Annotated in this window: 19 protein-coding genes and 1 other RNA gene; 14 read left to right on the forward strand and 6 right to left on the reverse strand. The window is 64.3% G+C overall.

Annotation, left to right across the window (positions count from 1 at the left end; translation table 11 throughout):
* Positions 1 to 71: 71 nt before the first annotated feature.
* Together ABS769_RS01545 and ABS769_RS01550 are read right to left on the reverse strand one after the other, a co-directional pair.
* Complete coding sequence (locus ABS769_RS01545) at positions 72 to 713, reverse strand: response regulator transcription factor (protein WP_317060964.1); 642 nt, start codon at positions 711 to 713, stop codon at positions 72 to 74.
* Complete coding sequence (locus tag ABS769_RS01550) at positions 706 to 3,801, reverse strand: sensor histidine kinase (RefSeq protein WP_317061031.1); 3,096 nt, start codon at positions 3,799 to 3,801, stop codon at positions 706 to 708. Before ABS769_RS01550 ends, ABS769_RS01545 begins: the two co-directional genes overlap by 8 nt.
* 343 nt (positions 3,802 to 4,144) lie before the next feature.
* On the opposite strand from ABS769_RS01550, the gene ABS769_RS01555 reads away from it, so the two are divergent.
* The 8 genes from ABS769_RS01555 (at position 4,145) to ABS769_RS01590 (ending at position 10,380) form a co-directional block, all read left to right on the forward strand.
* Positions 4,145 to 4,618, forward strand: coding sequence for a helix-turn-helix transcriptional regulator (locus tag ABS769_RS01555; RefSeq protein ID WP_168957687.1), 474 nt, complete (start codon positions 4,145 to 4,147; stop codon positions 4,616 to 4,618).
* Positions 4,615 to 5,271, forward strand: coding sequence for a hydrolase (locus ABS769_RS01560; protein WP_317060962.1), 657 nt, complete (start codon positions 4,615 to 4,617; stop codon positions 5,269 to 5,271). The genes ABS769_RS01555 and ABS769_RS01560 overlap by 4 nt, the downstream gene beginning before the upstream one ends.
* A complete protein-coding gene (locus ABS769_RS01565) occupies positions 5,268 to 5,705 on the forward strand; it encodes a DoxX family protein (RefSeq protein ID WP_317060961.1) in 438 nt (145 codons plus the stop codon). The genes ABS769_RS01560 and ABS769_RS01565 overlap by 4 nt, the downstream gene beginning before the upstream one ends.
* 125 nt (positions 5,706 to 5,830) lie before the next feature.
* Positions 5,831 to 7,672: an amidohydrolase gene (locus ABS769_RS01570; protein WP_317061030.1), complete on the forward strand. Its 1,842-nt coding sequence runs from the start codon at positions 5,831 to 5,833 to the stop codon at positions 7,670 to 7,672.
* Positions 7,673 to 7,754: 82 nt separating this feature from the next.
* The gene (locus ABS769_RS01575) at positions 7,755 to 9,383 is read left to right on the forward strand and encodes an MFS transporter (RefSeq protein ID WP_317060960.1); all 1,629 of its coding nucleotides are present in this window, start codon (positions 7,755 to 7,757) and stop codon (positions 9,381 to 9,383) included.
* 5 nt (positions 9,384 to 9,388) lie between these two features.
* On the forward strand, positions 9,389 to 9,619 hold the full coding sequence (locus ABS769_RS01580; protein WP_317061029.1) for a DUF1427 family protein: 231 nt from the start codon (positions 9,389 to 9,391) through the stop codon (positions 9,617 to 9,619).
* Complete coding sequence (locus tag ABS769_RS01585) at positions 9,616 to 9,774, forward strand: XapX domain-containing protein (RefSeq protein ID WP_043889239.1); 159 nt, start codon at positions 9,616 to 9,618, stop codon at positions 9,772 to 9,774. The genes ABS769_RS01580 and ABS769_RS01585 overlap by 4 nt, the downstream gene beginning before the upstream one ends.
* A gap of 531 nt (positions 9,775 to 10,305) precedes the next feature.
* Positions 10,306 to 10,380: non-coding RNA, sX9 sRNA (locus ABS769_RS01590), on the forward strand.
* A gap of 78 nt (positions 10,381 to 10,458) precedes the next feature.
* Here the strand turns inward: ABS769_RS01590 and ABS769_RS01595 are convergent.
* Together ABS769_RS01595 and ABS769_RS01600 are read right to left on the reverse strand one after the other, a co-directional pair.
* The gene (locus ABS769_RS01595; RefSeq protein WP_317062014.1) at positions 10,459 to 11,283 is read right to left on the reverse strand and encodes an alpha/beta fold hydrolase; all 825 of its coding nucleotides are present in this window, start codon (positions 11,281 to 11,283) and stop codon (positions 10,459 to 10,461) included.
* 517 nt (positions 11,284 to 11,800) lie between these two features.
* Positions 11,801 to 13,147, reverse strand: a complete 1,347-nt coding sequence (locus ABS769_RS01600) for an Nramp family divalent metal transporter (RefSeq protein ID WP_317062013.1) — start codon at positions 13,145 to 13,147, stop codon at positions 11,801 to 11,803.
* A 145-nt stretch (positions 13,148 to 13,292) separates the two neighbouring features.
* Here ABS769_RS01600 and mntR point away from each other — a divergent pair, with 145 nt between their 5' ends.
* From mntR to orn, 3 genes are all read left to right on the forward strand, one after another.
* Positions 13,293 to 13,760, forward strand: coding sequence for a manganese-binding transcriptional regulator MntR (gene mntR / locus ABS769_RS01605; RefSeq protein ID WP_043889237.1), 468 nt, complete (start codon positions 13,293 to 13,295; stop codon positions 13,758 to 13,760).
* Positions 13,761 to 13,774: 14 nt separating this feature from the next.
* The gene (tadA, locus tag ABS769_RS01610) at positions 13,775 to 14,272 is read left to right on the forward strand and encodes a tRNA adenosine(34) deaminase TadA (RefSeq protein ID WP_115040309.1); all 498 of its coding nucleotides are present in this window, start codon (positions 13,775 to 13,777) and stop codon (positions 14,270 to 14,272) included.
* 70 nt (positions 14,273 to 14,342) lie between these two features.
* Entirely contained in the window at positions 14,343 to 14,927 is a 585-nt protein-coding gene (orn, locus tag ABS769_RS01615) for an oligoribonuclease (protein WP_317062012.1), read from the forward strand.
* Between the two features lie 197 nt (positions 14,928 to 15,124).
* On the opposite strand, the gene ABS769_RS01620 is transcribed toward orn, so the two are convergent.
* Both ABS769_RS01620 and ppsA read right to left on the reverse strand, forming a co-directional pair.
* Positions 15,125 to 16,096 (reverse strand): mechanosensitive ion channel family protein, encoded by a 972-nt coding sequence (locus ABS769_RS01620; RefSeq protein WP_317062011.1) that lies wholly within the window; start codon positions 16,094 to 16,096, stop codon positions 15,125 to 15,127.
* A complete protein-coding gene (ppsA, locus tag ABS769_RS01625; protein ID WP_317062010.1) occupies positions 16,096 to 18,474 on the reverse strand; it encodes a phosphoenolpyruvate synthase in 2,379 nt (792 codons plus the stop codon). Before ppsA ends, ABS769_RS01620 begins: the two co-directional genes overlap by 1 nt.
* Before the next feature lie 142 nt (positions 18,475 to 18,616).
* Between ppsA and ppsR the strand changes: the two genes are divergently transcribed.
* The 3 genes from ppsR (at position 18,617) to ABS769_RS01640 (ending at position 20,734) form a co-directional block, all read left to right on the forward strand.
* Positions 18,617 to 19,438, forward strand: a complete 822-nt coding sequence (ppsR, locus tag ABS769_RS01630) for a posphoenolpyruvate synthetase regulatory kinase/phosphorylase PpsR (RefSeq protein ID WP_043889794.1) — start codon at positions 18,617 to 18,619, stop codon at positions 19,436 to 19,438.
* Positions 19,439 to 19,643: 205 nt separating this feature from the next.
* Complete coding sequence (locus ABS769_RS01635; RefSeq protein ID WP_104551538.1) at positions 19,644 to 20,147, forward strand: DUF1249 domain-containing protein; 504 nt, start codon at positions 19,644 to 19,646, stop codon at positions 20,145 to 20,147.
* Between the two features lie 98 nt (positions 20,148 to 20,245).
* Positions 20,246 to 20,734, forward strand: a complete 489-nt coding sequence (locus ABS769_RS01640) for an NUDIX hydrolase (protein WP_317062008.1) — start codon at positions 20,246 to 20,248, stop codon at positions 20,732 to 20,734.
* Positions 20,735 to 20,742: the final 8 nt, after the last annotated feature.

Below are 20,742 nucleotides of genomic sequence, written 5' to 3' on the forward strand. Positions count from 1 at the left end.
AGCGCAAGCCGGTCGATTTGACAGGGCGGCGGTCACGCTGCCTGGCCCTGCGTTCAAGAATGCTGGACCGCTCAGGTCTCCAGCGACAGGATCCCGCGACGCAAAGCGACGGTCACTGCATGGGTGCGATCGTGCACGCCGAGCTTGCACAGGATGTTTTTCATATGCGCTTTGACGGTCTCCTCGGAAATCGTCAGGGCGCTGCCGATCTGCTTGTTGGAGCAGCCGGTGGCGACCAGGCTCAGCACTTCGGTCTCGCGCGCAGACAGGGCATCGTCGAGTACGTGTGCGGCGATGTTTTCGGCCACCAGCGCCGGCACATGCCGACGTTGGCCGCGGCGCACGTCGCGGATGGTATCCACCAGTTCGCGGCGCAACGAACTTTTCAGCAGGTAGCCGCAGGCACCGGCCTGCAACGCGCGTACCGCACGCACATCGCCAGTGTAGGTGGTCAGCACGATGACCTTGGCAGCCGGGTCGAGGCGGCGGATGCGCTGGATCGCTTCCACACCATCCACGCGCGGCATCTGCAGATCCATCAACACCACATCCGGGCGCAGGCTGCTGTAGCAGGCCACCGCCTGTTCGCCGTCTTCGGCCTCGCCGATCACGCGCATGTCGTGCTCGGCCGCGAGCATGGCGCTGAGACCATCGCGCAGCAGCGGATGGTCGTCTACCACCAGCACATCGGTTGCTTTGACCATCTCAGCCATTGCGGCTCTCCGTGGATGTTGCCCGTTGAAATGGCCACCACCAGCGCGGTGGACTTGCGTAGGCCGCACGCGCGGGTACCAGGATCTGGACTTCGGTACCGCTGCCGGGGCGCGACCACAACTGCATCTTGGCGCCGATACGTTGCGCGCGTTCCTGCATGCCGGTAAGTCCCCAGTGGCCGGTGCGGGCCTGGCCGTGCAGCACGTCCGGTTCGAGACCACAGCCATCGTCGTGGATGCGCAGCACGAAGTCACGTGCACCGTAACGCAGTTCCAGCGCAATACGGGTGGCATTGGCGTGCCGGTCGGCATTGGTCAGCGCTTCGCGGCCGAGCTGGAACAGCTCATCGGCCACCAGCGCACGCAAGCGCAGGGGCCGGCCTTGGACCAGGACATGCAGTTCCGCCGTGGGTGGCGGCATGGTCGCATTGCGTGCCCGTTGCAGGGCACCGGCCAGGTCTTCGTGCAGGGATTGGCTGTCGCGCAGCCCGTTGACGCGGTCGCGGCCTTCGATCAGCGCGTCTTCGGCCAGGTCCACCGCCTGCTCCAGTTCCAGCCGGCGCGGGTCGTTCGAGGGCAACGAGCGGCTGGCTGCGTGCAGACGCAGAATCAGCCCCTGCGTGCCCTGCAACAAGGTGTCGTGCAATTCGCGGGCGATGCGCTCGCGTTCGCGATAACGCTCTTCCAGGCGCGCACGCAAGCGGCCGGCGACGTGGCGGGTACGCATGCGCCAGGCGATGCCCAACGCCAGCAGCACCGCGAGCGCGCAGCAGAGCTTGAACTGCCAGGTCTGCACGAACGCCGCGGCAATGACGAAGTCCAGCGTGTCGCCGCGTTGGTTCCATACGCCGTCGTTGTTGGCTGCGGCAATGTGGAAGCGATAACGCCCCGGAGCGAGATTGGTATAGAACGCCTCGTTGCGATTGCCGGCGTCCTGCCATTGCGCGTCCACGCCCTCAAGCCGGTAGCGGAAGCGCACGCGTTCTGGGCGAGTGAGGCTGATGGCGTCGTAGCCAATGCGCAGGCGATCGGTCCATTTTGGCAGTTGCAGGCCGTCCTGCCGCGGATAGGGCCGGTCGTTGGCGACTACCTCGGTGATGAACACCGCCGGTGCGATCGGGTTGCGGTAGGTCTGTTCGGGATCGAGCCAGGCCAGGCCCTGATTGGTGGCGAACCAGAGCAACCCGTCATCGGCGGCAAGTGCGCTGGGCACCGGCGTGGCCTGCTGGGCGACGCCCGGCAGGCCATCCATGATGTCGTACAGGTGCAGCGCCGGGCTGGCCACGCCGGTGCGCAGGCTGGTCAGCAGCGCTTGCGGACTGAGTTGCACCACGCCGCGATTGCCGTTCAACCAGAACGTGCCGCGGCGGTCCTGGGCGATGCCGGTGATGCCTTGCAGTAGCGCAGTGGCCTGGTCGGGTACCTGCCGAAAGCGGCCATCCTCGCCCAGCACCGCAAGCCCGGTTTCGCCAGCCACCAGCGTGAGTGAGCCGCGTTGCAGCACGGCGGTGATCGGGCCGACTGACAAGCCGTCGGCCGCGCTGTATCGGTGGACCTGCGTGCCGCGCAACATGCGCAGTTCGCCCGTGACGGTACCCACCCACATGCCGCCATCGCTGCTGTTGGCCAACACCGAACATGGCGTGTCCTGCAGGCTGGCGATGGGTTGCCAGAGGCCGTTGTCGAACTGGAAGGTTCCATCGGCTTCGGTGCAGATCCATGGGTGGTTGTGCGCATCGACAACCAGGGCGCGCACCGAGCCGGCCGACAATGCATGTGGCAGCGGCACTGCTTGCCCGCGGCCTGCTTGCAGCCGTAACAGGTCGTGCCTGCCCAGCACCCAGCCGCTGGCGGTCGCCGGGACGTCCAGTACGGCGACAGACGCACCGTGCTGCAAACGTTCGACGCGATCGCGCGTCAACGCCAGCAGGCGACCGTCGCGAAAGGTCGCCAGTAGCGGTGCTGCGGTCTGGCTGGGCGTGGTGGTGAAGAGCGCCACCGCCATCGCCTGACCCGGCAACAGCGGCGCAAGCGGCAGCAACGCGCGATGACGGAAGCGGTTGAGGCCCAGATTGGTGCCGGCCCACAGATTGCCTTCGCGATCTTCCAGCAGCGGGCCGGCGGTGGTCGAGGTCAGGCCCTGCATGGTGTCGAAGCGTTCCAGCACCGGCGCCGGTGACGCCGGCGATGCGATGCGGAACAGCCCGCGCGCCGCGTAGTCGCTGCCCCACAACGCACCGTCGCGGGTGAAGCGGATGCGGTGCGCAAACAGGCCGGGAAACTGCGGCTGCGCGCGTGCCGCTGCGGGCAGCACCTGGCCGTGTGCGTCGGTCAGCGCGAACACGCCGCGATACGGATCGGCCACCCAGATCGCGCCATCGGGACTCTCGGCCATGGTGACGAAATGGCCGATTCGCTGGCCGCTGGGCTCGAAACGTTTGGCGCCGGGCCGCAGCAGCAGAATCTGCGCGCCATCGCTGACCCACAGCACGCCGCGGCGATCGCGCAACAGCCATTGCGCGCGGGTGGCTGCATAGCCCCAATCCATACCGGCGCGTTGCCAACGTTGCCCGTCGAACCAGCACAACCCGCCATCGATGGCCGCCCACAGACGCCCGCTGCCATCGCGCTCGATCCGGAACACCATGCCGGCCGGCAGGTCCTTGCCGGGTGCGAAGTGGGTGAGGTGGCCGTCCGCCATCCGGTCGATGCCGGCGTTGAAATAGCCGATCCAGGCGCTGTTGTCCGGCGTCAGCGCCAGCGTCGTCATGTTGTGCGAGGCATAGGCCTCACCGTCGGGCGGCGTCTGCCGCGCGAAGCGTTGGCCGTCGAACTGGAACAGCCCGAAGCCGGTGGCCAACCACAACGGGCCGGTGTCGGCCTGCTGGATGTCCCAGATATCGGCCGGCGCACCGCGCTCGGTGCTCCACGCGGTGTGGTGGAACTGCAGCAATCCGTCGCGCGTGGAGGCGATCGCGCTTGCCCAGGCCGGTGCGCACAGCAGGTTGCTGCCACAGCACGCCAACGCCGCCAGCGCGATGCACAGGCGCAGCAGCGAAGACGATCGAATAGCGGGCGCATGCGGCATCGCGGCATTGTCGGGCGAGATCAGGGCAAGCACCAACACCTCTTTCGGGGGAGCGACGTGTGGATCAAATTCGAGTAGGTGCTACTAGAGAGCGAGATTCGGCACGGCTGGATTTCAGCGCCGGGTGCGCTGCGCTGTACGCAACTATAGGGCTCGGCGATTGTGGTGATGGGCGGCGTAACGTGCAGGTTGGCAATGCGGTTGTGATCGGTTGCCTGCGTTCTCTACTGCCGAGCACGTCGACCGATACCCCCGAAAGAGTGAGCGATTTGACTCACCATCAGGGGTAGGGCGCGACGGCACCTGACCTCACCATGAGCTCATTCCCCGCCGGAGACGCCGCATGGCAGGTCTGATCGCCGCCGCTCGCCCCGATGCGCACAGTGCATGCGTCAACCAACCGACTGCCCCACGTGTGCGTGCGGTGGCCAGAGCCATGCACTACATCGACACGCATCTGTGCGAACCCATCAGCGTGGCGCAATTGGCGGGTGCGGCGTGTATGAGCCGCTTCCATTTCGCACGCGTGTTTCGCGAGGTGGTGGGTGCCAGCCCGATGGAATACCTGCGTGGTCGCCGCATCGAACGCGCACAGGTGTTGCTGCGCGAAAGGCGCCACAGCATCAGCCAGATCGCCACCGATCTGTGCTTCTTCGATCAGAGCCATTTCGTGCGCAGCTTTCGGCATGCCACCGGCTGCACACCGGCGCGCTTTGCCGCGCAAGACGCGATGGATGCCTGCGCTGCGTTGACCACATCGCGTGCGCAAGTACGCGGCGGCCACGCCTTTTCAACTTCCCTGGAGCATCACCCATGAGCACCGCTACTGCAGTTCCCGGCACACGCCTGCTGTCGCCCGGCGATCACGCCCTGATCCTGATCGACCATCAATCGCAGATGGCCTTCGCCACCCACACCATCGACATCTCCACGCTGCGCAACAACGTGGCGCTGATTGCCAAGGGTGCCAAAGGCTTCAAGGTGCCGGTGATCCTGACCACCGTGGCGGAAAAGTCTTTCTCCGGTCCGTTGTTTCCCGAGCTGCCGGAGATCTTTCCCGGCGAGCCGGTGTACGACCGCACCAGCATGAATGCCTGGGAAGACCCCGCCGTGATCGACCGCGTCAACGCCATCGGCAAGCAGCGGCTGGTGATCGCCGGGCTGTGGACCAGCGTGTGCATCGTCGGCCCGACGCTGTCGGCGATCGAACAGGGGTTTGAGGTCTACGTCATCACCGATGCCTGCGGCGATGTCAGCGATGAAGCGCACGAACGCGCGGTCGCGCGCATGCTGCAGGCCGGCGCCGCGCCCATCACCAGCGTGCAATACCTGCTGGAATTGCAGCGCGATTGGGCGCGCGGTGAGACCTATGAGCTGACCACCGGGATCGCACGCGCACATGCCGGCGGCTACGGCATCGGCATCCAGTACGCCAAGACGATGTTCGGCGGACAGGAAGGCGGGCATTGAACCGCTCTCTGCTGCGCGGCACTGCCGGCCAGGCAGCTGCGGTGTTGCTGCTGCGCATCGCCGGTGGCGGCTTTCTGTTGCCGCATGGATTAGGCAAGTTGCTGGGGTGGTTCGGTGGTCCGGGCCTGGTCGGCTTCGCTGCTGAATTGCAGCACTTTGGCTTTCCTGCAGCGGCACCGTTGCCGCTGGTGTTGGCACTGGTACAGACCTTGTCCGGTGGTGCGGTCTTGCTCGGCGCATGGACGCGCGCCAGTGCGACGCTTGCCGCGTTGTTCATTGCCATCACCGTGGTGTTGGCAGTGCCCAACGGCTGGTTCTGGATGCACGGCGGCATGGAGTATCCGCTGATGTGGCTGCTGGTCTTGCTGGCACTGATCGGCACCGGTGGCGGCGACTGGTCGCTGGATGGATGGCGCAGGCGCGTCGCCAGATGAGCAACAACCCCTCACACGATGCCGGACGACGTCAACTGCTGCAGGGCGCTGCGGCCAGCCTCGCGGTTGCTGCACTCCCGGGCGTGGTGTCTGCCGCTACCTCGCCGACTTCCAAGGCATCTGACATGGTCGATCTTGTCGTTCGCAATGCGCGCATCACCACACTGGATCCGCGCCAGCCCAGTGCCAGCGCAATTGCGGTGGCCGATGGACGCATCGTCGCGGTCGGCGACGATGCACACATCATGGCGCTAGCCAAGGGCGCACGCGTCATCGATGCGCAGGGTCGACGCCTGCTGCCCGGCCTCAACGATAGCCATACCCATCTGATTCGCGGCGGGCTGAATTACAACCTCGAGTTGCGCTGGGACGGCGTGCGTTCGCTGGCCGATGCGATGGCAATGCTCAAGGCGCAGGTCGATCGCACGCCTGCGCCGCAATGGGTGCGCGTAGTCGGCGGTTTCACCGCGCATCAATTCGTCGAGAAACGTCTGCCCACATTGGATGAGATCAATACGATCGCACCGGACACGCCGGTATTTCTGCTGCATCTGTACGACCGCGCCTTGCTCAATCGCGCCGCGCTGCGCGCCTGCGGCTACGACAAGCAGACACCGGATCCGCCGGGCGGGCGTATCGAACGCGACAAACTCGGCAATCCCACCGGCCTGCTATTGGCCAAGCCCAACGCGCTGATCCTGTACGCAAGTCTGGCCAAAGGCCCGCGCTTGCCGCTGGAATACCAAGCCAACTCCACGCGCCACTTCATGCGCGAACTCAACCGGCTGGGCATCACCTCGGTGATCGATGCCGGCGGCGGTTTCCAGAACTATCCCGAGGACTATCAGGTCATCGAGCAGTTGCATGCAGCCGATCAACTGAGCGTGCGCATCGCCTACAACCTGTTCACCCAGAACAAGGGCAAGGAGGTCGATGACTTCCGTGGCTGGACCGAGATGATGCCGGTACGCAAGGGCGACGATCTGCTACGTCACAACGGTGCTGGTGAAATGCTGGTCTTCTCTGCGGCCGACTTCGAGCAGTTCAGCGAGCCGCGTCCGGAGTTGCCGCCGGAACTGGAGCCGGAGCTTGAACAGGTGGTGCGGCTGTTGGTGGAAAAGCGTTGGCCGTTCCGCATCCATGCCACCTACGACGAAAGCATCGGGCGCATTCTCGATGTCTACGAAAAGGTCAATGCGGAGATTCCGTTCGATGGCCTGCACTGGTTCATCGATCACGCCGAGACCATCACCCCGCGCAATATCGATCGCATCCGCGCCTTGAATGGCGGCATCGCCGTGCAGCACCGCATGGCCTATCAAGGCGAAGCCTTCGTCGAACGCTATGGCGTACAAGCCGCACGGCACACACCGCCGGTGCGTCGCATGCTGGCCGCCGGGGTACCGGTCGGTGCCGGCACCGATGCCACGCGTGTTGCCAGTTACAACCCGTGGGTGGCGCTGTCGTGGCTGGTCACCGGCCGCACCGTAGGCGGGCTGGCCTTGTATGGCGAGGAGAATCTGCTCGATCGCGAACAGGCCTTGCGATTGTGGACGCAGGGCAGTGCGTGGTTCTCCGGCGACGAGGCCAACAAGGGCACGTTGGCGGTGGGGCAGCTGGCCGACTTCATCGTGTTGTCGAACGATTACCTGCACGTCGACGATGCCGCCATCGCCGACATCACCAGCGTGCTGACCGTGTTGGGCGGGCGCGTGGTGCATGGCGATGGCGACTTTGCCGCGCTTGCGCCGACCCTGCCACCTGCCATGCCGGACTGGTCGCCGGTCAACCGTTTCGGCGGCTATCACGTTGGTGGTGTGGTCACCGGGCTTGCCGGTGCCACGCATGTGCACGGCCACGGCTGTCACACCCATGGCACACATCGCCACGCGGCGCAGCACGCTGCACCGTCCGACGATCTGCGCAGTTTCTGGGGTGCATTGGGATGCGCGTGTTTCGCGTTCTGACGCCGCTGCCATCGTGCGCTAGCGTGCGTTGCGCACGCTGCCGCATCGCCTGTTTCATCCCACTGCCTGGAGCTTGGCCGCAATGACTTCTTCCGCTGCACCTGCCGGTGGCGGTGCCTGGGCGCCGCTGCGCGAGCCGGTCTTCCGTGCGTTGTGGCTGGCGATCCTGGGTAGCAACATCGGCACCTGGATCAACGATGTCGCCGCTTCGTGGGTGATGGCCGAACAGACCGGCTCGCCGTTGATGGTGGCGGCGGTGCAATCGGCCACCACCTTGCCGGTGGTGTTGTTTGCGCTGGCGGCCGGCACCCTGGCCGACATCGTCGACCGGCGCCGCTATCTGATGTTCACGCAAGCGTGGATGTTGCTGGTGGCCGGCATGTTGGCACTGCTGTCGCATCTGCAGTTGCTCACCCCCTGGGTGCTGGTGGGCCTGACCTTTGCGATGGGCACCGGCGCGGCGATGGCGATGCCGGCGCAGGCAGCGATCGTGTCGGAGCTGGTGCCGCGCCCGATGCTGGCCTCGGCAGTGGCGCTCAACTCGATTGGAATGAACATCGCACGCTCGATCGGCCCGGCGATCGGCGGCCTGATCGTGGCGCAGTTCGGCCCGCCGTGGGCCTTCCTGCTCAATGGGCTCACCTTCGGATTGATGCTGTGGGTGGTGTGGCGTTGGCGCCGCGAGACGCATACCTCGGCGTTGCCACCGGAGAGTTTTGGCGCCGGCCTGCGCGCCGGCTTGCGTTACGCCGCGCGTGCCGGTGTGCTGCAGGCGGTGTTGATCAAGGCCGGCGGATTCTTTCTGTTTGCCAGCGCGCTGACGGCATTGTTGCCCTTGGTAGTGCGCCGCGAGATGCAACTGGGCGCGGGCAGTTACGGCATCTTGCTGGGCTGCATCGGGATCGGTGCGATCAGTGGCGCATTGCTGTTGCCGCGGCTGCGCGCGCGTTACGACCGCGATCTGCTGGTATTCGTCGCCACCTTGGTGTGCGCGGCATCGCTGCTGGGGCTCGCGTTGTCGCGCCAGATCGGCGTGTTGTGCGTGGTGATGGTGGTGAATGGGCTAGCCTGGATCACTGTGCTGTCGTCGCTGCAGATCGCCGCGCAAACGTCGGTGCCGGCATGGGTGCGTGCGCGTGCGCTGTCGTTGTACATCGTGGTGTTTTCTGCAGGCATGGCCGGTGGCTCGTTGCTGTGGGGGGCGTTGGCGCAACGCACCTCGATTGCCACTGCGCTGCAGATCGCTGCCGTCGGTGCGGTGATCGCGGCGGTACTTGTCAAGCGCGCGCGCATTGCCGGCACCGAACAGCTGGACCTTGCACCCGGGGGACACTGGCCCACGCCCGCGCAATCGGACACGGTCGAACACGATCGCGGCCCGGTGCTGGTGACAGTGGAATACCGCATTGCCGCAGATGCACGTGCCGCGTTCATCCAATTGATGACGCAACTCGGCAACGCACGCCGCCGCGATGGCGCAGTGGTCTGGGGCGTGGCCGAAGACGCCGCAACGCCTGGCACGCAGCTGGAATATTTCATCGTCGCCTCGTGGCTGGAGCACTTGCGCCAGCACGAACGCGTTACCGGCGACGACCGCCAGTTGCAGGAGCGGATCCGCGCTTTGCATCAAGGCGAGCGTGCGCCGGTGGTGCGGCATTTTGTCGGTGGCGGCGGCGTGGCAGTGCCACCGCATGCGCATTCGGATATCTGATGACCGTGAACTGGAAATTCATCAGCGGTGTTGTGTTGGGTGTGGCAATCGGCTTCGGCTGCCGCGCGGCGGGCATTCCATCGCCTGCACCGACAGCCTTTGTAGGCGCGCTGCTGGTGCTGGCGATGACTTGCGGCTATGCGCTGGCCGACCGCTTTCTGGCCCGCCGTGACGCGCGCAACCTGGTGCATTGCGGCGGGCCCAGCGGCCGCATTGCGGGGCATGGCGAAGGATGAGCCTGGCATTGCTTGGCGTACTGCTCGCATTGGCAATTGGTGTCGGTTGCCGGCTGCTGGATCTGCCGTTGCCGGCACCGCCACGCCTGACCGGCGCGTTGTTGGTGGTCGCGATGAGTGGCGGGTTTTTGCTGGCAGATTGGGTGCTGCGTTAACTCAGCACGGTGTTTGATAGGCGCTGGTGACGCAGATGCACTGACGAATCAATGATGTCGAATTGATGTGTTGGAGCGGCTGAAAAAATTACTTCATGCCGGTCTGTTGCGGAGCGGCTGATCTGGGTCTTCGGTGCAGGGCGGCTGATCTGTTGATTGGCTGCAGGGCCCTTGCCCGCCCACCGTCGCGGGACACGCCGCAAGTACGTCCGTGTAGGCTCTTACGCGGCATCCATGCCGCGTAAGGTCCCGCGACGGTGGGCGGGCAAGGACCAGTCGAGTTGGTCGGTGCATGGCTTTCAACAAAGCAGCCAGGAAACTCTCTGGTGCGGTGTCCTCGCCGCTTGCGGGACCGTGTGGCGGCATGGATGCCGCCACCGAGCCTACAGGGACGTACTTGCGGCGTGTCCCGCGAGCGGTGAGGGCATCGCGCGCTCGACCAACTAGGCTTGTGACAGCATCCAATAAACTGCAGCTAACAAAACTACTGCGTTCACTGCCACGCGAGTGCGAACAATGCTCGAAATCGGCAGGTACCACTCGTACACGGTAGTTCCCACGCGTCGTCCGCGCCTATCTCACGACCGCTCGCTAGGTTGTGTAGCTGCTTTTAAGCACACCCTCAGTATCGCCAAGAAAAAGGCCGGCTCTCACAAGCCGGCCTTCTCAGCGATTCAAAACAGATCAGGCTTTTGCGAACGCCAGCAGATCCTTGTTGAACTGGTCGGCATGGGTGACCGGCAGACCATGCGGCGCACCGGCATAGATCTTCAGTTCGGCGTGCTTGATGATCTTGGCCGACAACTTGCCCGACGCATCGATCGGCACGATCTGGTCGTCGTCGCCATGCACCACCAGCGCCGGCACATCGATCTTCTTCAGGTCGGCGGTGTAGTCAACCTCGGAAAATTCCTTGATGCAGTCGTACTGGCCCTTATGGCCGCCCAGCATGCCCTGCAGCCAGAACGAGTCGCGCATGCCCTGGGTGACCTTGTTGCCGTCACGGTTGGCGCCGAAGAACGGCGTGGTCAGATCCTGATAAAACTGCGAACGATCCTTGGCCACGCCTTCGCGAATGCCGTCGAACACGCTCAGCGGCAGGCCGCCCGGATTGGTCGGGCTTTTGACCATCTGCGGCGGCACCGCGCCGACTAGCACGACCTTGGCCACACGCTTGCTGCCATGGCGGCCCACGTAATGCGCCACTTCGCCACCGCCGGTGGAATGCCCGACCAGGATCGCGTCTTTCAGATCCAGTTCTTCGATCACCGCAGCCAGATCGTCGGCGTAGGTGTCCATGTCGTTGCCGTCCCAGGTCTGGGTCGAACGACCGTGGCTGCGACGATCGTGCGCAATCACACGGAAGCCGTGTTGGCCCATGAACAGCATCTGCGCATCCCAGGCATCGGCGCTGAGCGGCCAGCCGTGCGAGAACACGACCGGTTGGCCCTTGCCCCAATCCTTGTAGAAAATGTTGGTGCCGTCGGGGCGGGTGACGAAAGTGGACATCGGGTTGACTCCGTTGTTGGTCGGGTGGGGCAGTGTGGAGGGAGGGGCGCGCACGGCTGCGGCGGCACTGGCGAGAGCGGGCAGGGACAACGCTGCCACGGCGGCCGTGCTGGAGATGAGAAAGCTGCGGCGTCCGGCGTCGGCCGGAGTGGGCTCGAACGGATGCATAAACACTCCTGTGGGCGAGGGCATGCATCCCGGGCGTCGCGTGACAGCGTGAAGCGTCATGGCTGTCTGCGAAGCGCAGCGCGAATGCAGCGCAGGCCGTGGACACACCGGTGCATCCACTCAGTAGACCCGCGCAAGCAGCAAGCAGATTGCACACGCGTGCGCACTGTCGCCGTGGTGCTTGCTGACTGTGATCTGGTCGATCAAAGCAAGTGGCGGCTGCGAGACAGGTTGGTCAAGCAGACTCGGTCGTGCGGCAAGAGCGTGCATCGTGCAGACAATCGTGCACGCGCTTCGAATGGATTGGGAGAGTCGATGATGCTCGCTCAGCCCCAACCGATATCGCCGGTCACTGCAGCGCGGTATCCCACAACAGCTTGATGTTCAAACAGACGATCACCGCCGCGATCACCCAGGCGACGCGCACCAGCCACGCCGGCGCCACCAGCGCTCCCATCAATTGACGATCCGACACGAAGCGCACCAGCGGAATCACCGCAAACGGCAGCTGCATCGATAACACCACCTGGCTGAGCACCAGCAGCCGCGCAGTGCCGGCTTCGCCGTACAGCCAGGTCACGATCACCACCGGCACGATCGCGATGCCGCGGGTCAGCAGGCGGCGTATCCACGGCGCTAGCCGCAGTTGCAAAAATCCTTCCATCACGATCTGCCCGGCCAGCGTTGCAGTCACCGTGGAGTTCACGCCTGAAGCAAGCAACGCAACCGCAAACAAGGTCGAAGCCAGGCCCACGCCCAGCATCGGCGCCAGCAGCGCATGTGCCTGTTCGATCTCCTGCACATCGGTGCGGCCCTGTGCATGAAACACCGCCGCTGCCAGAATCAGGATCGAGGCATTGATGAACAACGCGAACATCAAGGCCACGGTGCTGTCGGTCACCGCCCAGCGCAACGCCGACTTGCGCCCCACATCGGTGCGCGGATACGCACGCGTCTGCACGATCGAAGAATGCAAATACAGGTTATGCGGCATCACCGTCGCACCGATGATGCCGATTGCCAGATACAAGGCCTGCGGATCGGTGATCACTTGCGCACGCGGAATGAAGCCGCCCAACACGGCCGCGATCGGCGGTGCAGCCAGCGCGATCTGGATGCCGAAGCAGACGAAGATGATCAGCAGCAACGCCATCACGAACGCCTCCAGCGCGCGGAAACCACGGTTCATCAGCAGCAACACCAACACCACATCGACCGCGGTGATGATCGCGCCCATGGTCAGCGGGATGCCGAACAACAGCTTCAACGCGATGGCGGTGCCGATCACTTCGGCCAGGTCGCAGGCGATGATCGCCAGCTCGCACAATCCCCACAGCGCCAGGTTCACCCCGCGCGGGTAACGTGCCCGGCAGGCCTGGGCCAGATCCAGCCCTGTCGCGATGCCCAGCCGTGCCGACAAACTCTGCAACACGATCGCCATCACGTTGGACAGCAGGATCACCGACAGCAGCAGGTAGCCGAACTGCGAGCCGCCGGCCAGATCGGTGGCCCAGTTGCCCGGGTCCATGTAGCCCACCGACACCATGTAGCCCGGCCCCAGGAACGCCAGCAAGCGGAACCACCAATGGCCGCCCTTGGGCACGGCAACACTGGCGTGGTGCTCGCCCAGGCCGCCGTTGGCGGAATGCGCTGCGGGGATGGGCGGATGAGTGGGCGAGAGGGTGTCGGCGGACATGCGAGACGGCATCAGCGAGGGATCGGAACGATGATATAGCAACTGCTATGCTATTGAGCATTGGCAATCTCAATCGTAATGATCGGCGGCGTGCTTCACACTACGCAGACCGGCACTGGCGCCGGACGCGATGATGAGGAAGAGGGTGGGCAAGAGCGAAGAACAGGAAGCCGCCGCGCCGGTGCTGATCGATGCGCAGGTGCATATGGAAAGCTTCCGTCAGGTGCGCGAAGCGCGCCGCGCCGAGTTGGTCGAGGACTATGTGGAGCTGATCTCCGATCTGCTGGTCGACGGTGGCGAAGCGCGCCAGGTGGATATCGCCGCGCGCCTGGGCGTGGCCCAGCCGACCGTGGCCAAGATGCTCAAGCGGCTGGTGCGCGATGGCTGGGTGGTGCAGCGCCCGTACCGCGGCGTGTTCCTGACCCCGGCCGGCGAGGCGCTGGCCGCGTCCAGCCGGCAGCGCCACCAGATCGTCGAGCGCTTCCTGCTGGCCCTGGGCATCGACGAGGCCACCGCGCGCCGCGATGCCGAGGGCATCGAGCACCATGTCAGCGAAGCCACCGTTGCTGCGTTCGCCGCCTTCCTGGATCGCCAGGGCGGCAGCGCTGCGTGAGCACATCGGTGGAGATGCCCTTCGACGCGGCGCAGTCGCCGATCGACCAGCAATGGATGCAGCGCGCCCTGCAACTGGCCGAGCGTGCCGAGCGCGACTATGACGAGATCCCCGTGGGTGCGTTGCTGGTCGATGCCGATGGCAACGTGCTGGGCGAAGGCTGGAACTTCAATATCGCCAGCCACGACCCTACCGCGCATGCCGAAATCATGGCCATGCGCGAGGCCGGCCGCCGGCTGGCCAATCACCGGCTGATCGGCTGCACCTTGTACGTCACCCTGGAGCCGTGCGCGATGTGTGCGATGGCGATGATCCATGCGCGTATCGCGCGGGTGGTGTTCGCCGCCAGCGACCCCAAGACCGGCGCCTGCGGCAGCGTGTTCGACCTGTTGGCCGACCCGCGTCACAATCATCGCGTGCAGGTCAGCGGCGGCGTGCTTGCAGCAGAAGCGAGCCTGCGGCTGACCAATTACTTCAGGGCCAAGCGTGGCAAGCCGCCCCTCGCGCCCTGAGCGGCGCGGCCGCGGTATGATGCGCGCCCTTCAGCATCTGGCCGGCGACGGCCCTCCACAGGACGGCGATATGGCAGACAACCTTGCGGGCAACGACCGACTGATCTGGATCGATCTGGAAATGACCGGGCTGGATACCGATCGCGACTCCATCATCGAGATCGCCACCATCGTCACCGATGCGCAGTTGAACGTGCTTGCCGAGGGGCCGGAACTGGCCATCGCCCATCCGCTGGAAAAACTCGAAGCGATGGACGAATGGAACCGCAATCAGCATCGCCGTTCGGGCCTGTGGCAACGCGTGCTAGACAGTCAGATCACCCATGCGCAGGCCGAAGCGCAGACCGTTGCGTTTCTGAGCGAATGGATCCGCGCCGGCGCCTCGCCGATGTGCGGCAACTCGATCTGCCAGGATCGCCGCTTCCTGCACCGGCAGATGTCGCGCCTGGAGCGCTACTTCCATTACCGCAACCTCGATGTATCCACCATCAAGGAGCTGGCACGCCGCTGGGCGCCCACGGTGGCCAATGGGTTTGCCAAGAGCTCGGCACACACTGCACTTAGCGACGTGCGCGATTCGATCGATGAGTTACGCCACTATCGCCAGTTCATGGGCGCGTTGGGCGGTGCCAACCAGGGTGACGCGCAGGGATAAGGGCGGCACTAGTTCGCGGCACGCCGACGGCGTGCTGCGACTGATACTGGTGTGCAGCGAACGTTGCGAGTTGGAAGTTGCGTATCTTCAGGCTCATCCGTTCGATGCAGCAGGCGCCAGAGACGCCACACAACAAAAGGCCGCATCACTGGATGCGGCCTTTTGCATGACAGATTGCTTTACACGCGAAAACGCACTCAACGCGCCAGCGACGGCCCCTTGCTCACATCGCCATCATCGGCAATGCCCTTCAGCAACAGATCCGAGATCGGCTTGCCGTCGGCATCGTGGTGATACACATGCAGGTCGCGCTGCGGGTACGGGATATTGAGCCCGTTTTCCAGCAGCTGGTTGCGGATCTGTTCCAGCGTGGTGCTCTTGGCCGCGCCGAAGTTGCCGTTGGTGGCATACGCAAACAACATCAGATCCACCGTGCTTTCGCCCAGGTTGGTGACCTGCACGAACGGTGCCGGCGACTCCAGGATGTTCGGGTTGTCCTTGGCGATCTGCAGCAACAGCTGCTGGGCTTTCTTAAGATCATCGCCATAGCCCACGCCCACGGTCACTTCCAGGCGACGGTTGGGTAGGGTGCTGTAGTTGACGATCGGCGAGGTGGTGATGGTGCTGTTGGGTAGCGTGATCATGCGTTCGTCGAACGAGCGCAGCCGGGTCTGGAAGATCCGGATCTCGTCCACGATGCCTTCCTGGCCTGCGATCACCACGTGGTCGCCATCGCGCATCGGTCGCAGCACGATCAGCATCACGCCTGCGGCGATGTTGGACAGCGAGTCCTTCAACGCCAGACCGACCGCCAGACCAGCCGCACCCAGCACCGCAATCAACGAGGTCGGCGGCACGCCGATCTTGCTCAACGCGCTGACGAAGACCAGCACCAGCAACAACGCATACAGCACGTTGCGCAGGAAGTTGGTCAGTGTGATCTCGATGCGCGCGCGGGTCAGTGCGCGATGCAGCCACTGGCTGAGCTGTTTGGCCAGCCACATGCCGACCACCACGATCAGCAGCGCCAGCCCCCAGTTGAGCGCGTACTGCGCCCACGGGATGTTGGCCCAGTTGAAAGCCGGCTCCGCCGCCTTGGTGGCTGCCGCTGCCGGCTTTGCGGCGACTGCTCCTGCAGCCGCCGCCCACACCACACCCAACATTCCCATCAGCTCTCGCTCTTCAACTTGGCCAGACGCAACCAGGTGTCGACCACGGTGTCAGGATTCAGCGACACCGACTCGATGCCTTCCTGCATCAGCCACTCGGCCAGTTCCGGGTGATCCGACGGCCCCTGGCCGCAGATGCCCACGTACTTGCCCTTGGCGCGCGCGGACTTGATCGCCATCGACAGCAGCTTCTTGACCGCCGGATTCCGCTCGTCGAACAGATGCGCCACGATCGAGGAATCGCGATCCAGGCCCAGGGTCAGCTGGGTCAGGTCGTTGGAGCCGATCGAGAAACCGTCGAAGATCTCCAGGAACTCGTCGGCCAGCAGCGCGTTGGATGGCAGTTCGCACATCATGATGATCTTCAGGCCGTTCTCGCCCTTCTTCAGACCGTTCTGCTCCAGCACCTCGATCACCTTGCGACCTTCTTCCAGCGTGCGCACGAACGGGATCATCACCCAGAGGTTGTCCAGGCCCATCTCGTTGCGCACCTTCAGCACCGCCTTGCACTCCAGCGCGAAGGCCTTGGTGAAGGACGGATCGACGTAGCGGCTGGCGCCACGGAAGCCGATCATCGGGTTTTCTTCATGCGGCTCGTAACGCGAACCGCCGATCAGGTTGGCGTACTCGTTGGACTTGAAGTCCGACAACCGCACGATCACCGTGTTCGGTGCCACCGAGGCGGTCAGCGTGGCGATGCCTTCGGCCAGACGGTTGATGTAGAAGCTCACCGGGTCGCCATAGCCGGCGGTCTTGGCGTCGATCTTCTTGCGGACGTCGGCGTCCTGCTTGTCGTATTCCAGCAGCGCATTGGGATGGATGCCGATATGCGCGGCGATGATCATTTCAAGACGCGCCAAACCAATACCGGCATTGGGCAGCTGACCGAAGTCGAACGCACGCTCCGGGTTGGCCACGTTCATCATGATCTTGAGCGGGGCAGGCGGCATGTTGCCCAGATCGGTGGTGGTGCGCTCGAACGGCAGCAGGCCGTCGTAGATGAAGCCGGTATCGCCTTCGGCGCAGCTCACCGTCACTTCCTGACCATCGCTGATCATGTCGGTGGCGTTGCCCGAGCCGACCACGGCCGGTACGCCGAGTTCGCGCGCGATGATCGCCGCGTGGCAGGTGCGGCCGCCGCGGTTGGTGACGATCGCCGAGGCACGCTTCATCACCGGCTCCCAATCGGGATCGGTCATGTCGGCGATCAACACGTCGCCGGCCTGCACGCGATTCATATCGTCCAGCGAGCGCACCACGCGTGCCACACCGCTGCCGATCTTGGCGCCGACCGCACGGCCTTCGACCAGGATCTTGGCGTCCTTGGCTTCCAGCGAAAAACGCTCGATCTGGGTGGCGTGACTGCGCGACTTCACCGTCTCAGGGCGCGCCTGCACGATGAACAACTTGCCGCTCACGCCGTCCTTGGCCCACTCGATATCCATCGGGCGGCCGTAATGCTTTTCGATCACCAGCGCCTGCTTGGAAAGCTCCTGCACGTCTTCATCGCTGATCGAGAAGGTGTTGCGCAGTTCCACCGGCGTGTCCTCGGTGCGCACACGCTCGCCGGGCACATCCGAATACACCATGCGGATTGCCTTGCTGCCGAGCGAGCGACGCAGGATCGCCGGCTTGCCTGCATTGAGCGTGGGCTTGTAGACATAGAACTCGTCCGGGTTGACCGCGCCTTGCACGACCATCTCGCCGAGGCCGAAGCTGGAGGTGACGAACACCACATCGCGAAAGCCCGATTCGGTGTCCAGCGTGAACAGCACGCCGGCTGCACCGACGCCCGAGCGCACCATCAACTGCACGCCGGCCGAGAGGAACACGTCTTCGTGCTTGAAGCCGTGATGCACGCGATAGGCAATCGCGCGGTCGTTGTAAAGGCTGGCGAACACTTCCTTGACCTTGTGCACCACATCGTCGGCGCCGGTCACATTGAGGAAGGTTTCCTGCTGGCCGGCGAACGAGGCATCGGGCAGATCTTCGGCCGTTGCCGACGAACGCACTGCCACGGCCACTTCGCCGCCGCCGTTTTCGGCGCACAATTGTTCGTAGGCGGTGCGGATGTCGCGGTCCAGTTCCGGCTGCAGCGGCGCATCGATCACCCAGCCGCGGATTTCCTTGCCGGCGATGGTGAGCGCAGTGACATCTTCCACGTCCAGCGTGGCCAGCTTGTCGAAGATGCGCTTGGACAGATCGTTGTGGGCGATGAAGTCCTTGAAAGCTTCCGCAGTGGTCGCATATCCACCGGGAACCGAAACGCCAAGCCCGGCCAGGTTGCCAATCATCTCGCCAAGCGAGGAATTTTTACCGCCTACGCGGGCCAGATCGACCAGGCGTAGCTCATGCAACCACAGGATATTCTCGTTCAAGCGCGATGCTCCGTAAGGCCATCGCCCGAGCGGGCTGGATGGCCGCGACCGTAGGAAGAAGCCGCTATGATGCAGTGCACAGCGGAATCTGCACAAGCATGAACCCGTAAGTTTTGAACGCCAGTTCAAAGAGGTGGCCTTGATGTCAACAATTCGACCGGTGTTCTACGTCTCCGATGGAACCGGTATCACCGCTGAAACGATTGGGCATAGCCTGCTCACCCAGTTCAGTGGATTCAACTTCGTCACCGACCGCATGTCGTTCATTGACGATGCAGAAAAAGCGCGCGATGCCGCGCTGCGCATTCGTGCGGCAGGCGAGCGGTACCAGGTGCGCCCGGTGGTGGTCAATTCGTGCGTCGACCCACAATTGAGCATGATCCTGGCCGAAAGCGGCGCGTTGATGCTGGATGTGTTCGCACCCTTCATCGAGCCGCTGGAGCGCGAACTCAACGCGCCGCGGCACTCGCTGGTGGGCCGCGCGCACGGCATGGTGGACTTCGAGACCTATCACCGCCGCATCAATGCGATGAACTTCGCGCTGAGCCACGATGACGGCATCGCGCTCAATTACGACGAGGCCGATGTGATCCTGGTCGCAGTGTCGCGCGCGGGCAAGACGCCCACTTGCATCTATCTGGCATTGCATTACGGCATCCGCGCCGCCAACTATCCGTTGACCGAAGAAGATCTGGAAAACGAACGTTTGCCGCCGCGCTTGCGCAACTACCGCAGCAAGCTGTTCGGTCTGACCATCGACCCGGAGCGGCTGCAGCAGATCCGTCAGGAGCGGCGCGCCAATTCGCGCTACAGCGCGGCGGAGACCTGCCGGCGTGAAGTCGCCACCGCCGAGCGCATGTTCCAGATGGAGCGGATTCCCACCTTGAGCACCACTAATACTTCGATCGAGGAAATCTCCAGCAAGGTGTTGTCCACGCTGGGGCTGCAGCGCGAGATGTTTTGAGGCCGGGATTGGTGGGGCGGGATTCGGGATTGGGCAAGCAGGCGGCGCGTTCACACACAATCCGGGTGCTGCCGCGACGCGGCTGACGGCTTGCTGACAAGCCAAGCGAAATCAAGCGGGCGGGACAGTACTCGAATAAAGTAGGCCTGCCGATGGGCAGTCGTCAATGCTGCCCGTGCGGCAGCGCAGCGTGTAGGATCGGTTTATGGCGCAAGCACTGAGCAAACTCGAACGCATCCCCAAGTTGAGCCGATTTGGCTGGCTGATGGGTTTGTACGCAGAAAACTTCCAGCACCTGACCCGGCTGTTCGCACCGGCCGACCTCGCTCCCGGCTCCTATGTGTCTTCAATCGGCGATGGGCTGAACCTGCGTCTGGACGTGATCGAGTGCCACCGCTACACGGTGGAGCTGCGGCTGACCTACGACCTGTGCGACCCGGTGACCGGGGAACCCGATCCCTCTGCTTATGTGCGGCTGTACCGCGACGCGCGTCAGGCCGAGACCACGCATTGCTATGTCGGCCGCCGCTGGCAGGACGTGATGGGTATGTTCCCGCCGCCGGCCGAGCTGATCAGCCATCGCATGCGCATGAATACGTTCCTGGGCAAATGGTTGGACTATCTGGCCGAGCGCGGTCACGGTGTCGCCACGCTGCGCCGGGATCACGATTACGTTGCACCGCCGCGCGCCAATTCGCAGATCGGCTGAGCGGGCGCGTCGCTGCCGTGCCCACTCGTCGTTGACGACGCGTCCGCTGTTGATGGCGCATCGGTCATACTGATGTGCTTCGTGTCAGATCGCGTGCCATGCCCTATACCCCTATCGTCGCCACACTTGGCTACCTGTTGTCGCCGGACGGCAGCCAGGTCCTGATGATCCACCGCAATGCCCGCCCCGGCGATCAGCACCTGGGCAAGTACAACGGGCTCGGCGGCAAGGTGGAGCCGCACGAAGACGTGCTGGCCGGCATGCGCCGCGAGATCCGTGAAGAAGCCGGCGTGGAATGCGGCGACATGCAACTGCGCGGCACCATCAGCTGGCCGGGTTTCGGCAAGCACGGCGAGGACTGGCTGGGCTTCGTCTTTTTGATTCACAGCTTCCAGGGCACGCCGCAGGCCTCCAACCCGGAAGGCACGCTGGAATGGGTGGCGCTCGAGCGCATGGATCAGTTGCCGATGTGGGAAGGCGACCGCAATTTCCTGCCGCTGGTGTTCGACGGCGACCCGCGTCCGTTCCATGGCGTGATGCCGTATCGCGACGGGCGCATGCAATCGTGGACGTATTCGCGCATCTGAGCGCTTGG

Origin of the sequence: Xanthomonas hortorum (genome assembly GCF_040279205.1) — a bacterium.
In the GTDB taxonomy this organism is placed as follows: domain Bacteria; phylum Pseudomonadota; class Gammaproteobacteria; order Xanthomonadales; family Xanthomonadaceae; genus Xanthomonas; species Xanthomonas hortorum_F.